This is a genomic window from Saccharomonospora saliphila YIM 90502 (assembly GCF_000383795.1).
In the GTDB taxonomy this organism is placed as follows: domain Bacteria; phylum Actinomycetota; class Actinomycetes; order Mycobacteriales; family Pseudonocardiaceae; genus Saccharomonospora; species Saccharomonospora saliphila.
Window position 1 is genome coordinate 1 of sequence record NZ_KB912605.1, and the last position, 2,456, is coordinate 2,456.

At 73.5% G+C, this 2,456-nt stretch carries 2 protein-coding genes; one reads left to right on the plus strand and one right to left on the minus strand.

All coding sequences use genetic code 11. From position 1 onward, the window contains the following. Positions 1-272: 272 nt before the first annotated feature. Positions 273-1,445 carry an acyl-CoA dehydrogenase family protein gene (locus SACSA_RS0101810; protein ID WP_019813042.1) on the plus strand — a complete coding sequence of 391 codons (1,173 nt, stop codon included), beginning with the start codon at positions 273-275 and terminating at the stop codon, positions 1,443-1,445. 93 nt (positions 1,446-1,538) lie between these two features. Here SACSA_RS0101810 and rraA read toward each other — a convergent pair whose 3' ends face one another. Then, positions 1,539-2,054 carry a ribonuclease E activity regulator RraA gene (rraA, locus tag SACSA_RS0101815; RefSeq protein WP_019813043.1) on the minus strand — a complete coding sequence of 172 codons (516 nt, stop codon included), beginning with the start codon at positions 2,052-2,054 and terminating at the stop codon, positions 1,539-1,541. Positions 2,055-2,456: the final 402 nt, after the last annotated feature.

Sequence of the window (2,456 nt, forward strand, 5' to 3'; positions counted from 1 at the left end):
GGCCCCGGCGCCGGTGCCCGCCTCCGGCCCGCGCCGCGCCGCGCCGGAGGAGCACGACGAGGCCCACGACGTGCCGGTGCTGCGGCGGGGGTGACGACCACGGTCTGGGAGCGGTCGGTGGCAGGCTGATCCCGCGGCCGGTGTGCTCGGATCTCGCGCGCCGCGCTCGTCCGATCAGCGGTGTGGTCGCCACCGAGAGCGGTATATACCAGCGTGCGAGCCGGTCACGTGAAGGGTGTGGCCGTGTCCGCGGCCGAGAACGGGAGCAGTTCGTGGGGCAGTTGCACGTCAGCGGCGAGTTCGACGCGCTGATGGAGCGGATCGACGGCATCACCGGGGTTCTGGCCGAGCACGCCGAGCGCAACGAGGAACAGGGCCGGCTCACCCCGCCGGTTGCCGAGGCGCTGCGCGGGTCAGGGGTGTTCAAGGTGGGCATCCCGCGCGAGCTCGGCGGTTACGAGTTGTCCCCACGGCAGGTTCTCGAGGTGATCGCCCGGCTGTCCTATGCCGACGCCTCGGCCGGGTGGTCCTTCATGGCGTTGCAGATGATCACCGGCACCACCGCGGCCTACCTCGGCGAACAGGCGGCGCGTGACTTGTTCCCCGACGTCCCCGGTGACCGGTACGCCCTGATCGCCGGACAGGGCACGCGGCTGGGCACGGCGGAACGGGTCGACGGTGGCTACCGGATCAGCGGGCAGTGGGGCTTCGCCTCCGGCATCGACCTGGCTACGCACCTCCACACCGCCGCCTTCTGCGCCGAGACGGGACAGGCGCTGGTGTTCACCTTCCCCAAGGAGCGGGCGAGGCTGGTCGACAACTGGGACGTGCTGGGGCTGCGGGCCACCAGCAGCATCGATTACCACTGCGACGACGTGTTCGTCCCCGACAGCCACGTCTACGAGATCACCACGACGCGCGGCAGGCACGGCGGCGCGCTCTACCGGGCGGGCCTGGCGAACATGTCCGGTATCTGCCACACCGGGTGGGCGCTCGGCGTGGGCCGCCGGATGCTCGACGAACTCGCGGCGCTGGCGGTGCGGAAGAGCGGGACGCCGAACGCGTCGGTCGACACGGCGCAGTTCCACGCCGAGTACGCGCGTGCCGAGGCCGCGCTGCGGTCGGCGTGGGCGTGGGCCCGGGACGTGTGGGCCGACAACGAGGCCACACTGGACCGTGGCGAGCCGCTCAGCACCGAGCAGGAGACGGTGACCCGGTTGATGCTGAACAGCACCACGTCCTCGGTGCACGAGGTGGGGCAGATCGCCTACCGCTGGGCGGCCACCGCCGCACTGCGGCGTGGCGTGTTGCAACGGTTCTTCCGCGACCTGCACGCGGGCACCCAGCACGTCACCTCGGGGCCGGTGGTGGCGCAGCACTGCGGCCGCTGGCTGGCCGGGCTCGCCCCGGAGTCGCGGTGGACGTTTCTCGACCTGACCCCGTGAGGCTCCCGTCGCCGGGACGGGTGCGCCGGGGCGGTGAGTGCTGTCCGGCCCGGGGCGTGCGGCAGGCTCGTCGAGTGCGTCCGGGCCTGCCGATCACGTGCGGGGCAGCAGCACCACGCCGTCGTCGTCGGCGTAGAGGGTGTCGCCGGGCAGGAACGTCACTCCGCCGAAGCCGACGGGCACGTCGACCGCGCCCGCTTTGGCCTTGGCGCTCTTGCGCGGGTTGGTGCCCAGGGCCTTGATTCCCAGCGCGAGCCCGGCGAGCACGGCACTGTCGCGGACCGCGCCGTGGATGACCAGGCCGGACCAGCCGTGCTCGACCGCGCTGGCGGCGATGAGGTCGCCGGTCAGCGCCGTGTGCAGCGAGCCGCCACCGTCGACCACCAGGACCTGCCCCTCGCCCGGGGAGTTCAGCAGCTCGCGGACCAGCCCGTTGTCCTCGTGGCAGGACACCGTGCGCACGCGGCCCGCGAAGGCGCGGTGCCCGCCGAACTGGCGGAACTGGGTGTCGCACACGCGCAGCCGGTCGCCGTGCTCGTCGACCAGGTCGGCGGTGGACACGGAGGTGGTGGGAACGGCTCCGGTGGGGGCGCTGGCGGACTCGGTCACGGTGTCCTCGCGTTTCGTCGGCTCGCTGGGTCGCCCGCTCGCCCGGCGAGGAGCCGGGGGAGCGGAGCCTCATGATCCCGTACCCGGCCGCAGGGGTGGGCCACGAGGCGGCGGCGGGGTGACGCGGCTCTCCCAGGGCGGTATCGGGGACCCTGCGATCGGGGCGCGGGGCCGGTGCGGCATCGTGTGCGCGGAACCGTCCGTCTCGTCGAGTGAACCGGGCTCGTGCGGTCCCGTTCGCGAGGAGGAATCCAGGTGAGCAGCAGCGACGACCAGTACAGCGCGGGTGCCCCGGCCGGGGAGCCCGCCGTCTTCACCTCGCCCGCGTGCTCGGGGGGCACGGCCACCGTCACCGCGCCCGCCACCGGGGCGGCGCTGGCCGAGGTCGACCTCGCCCGCGCG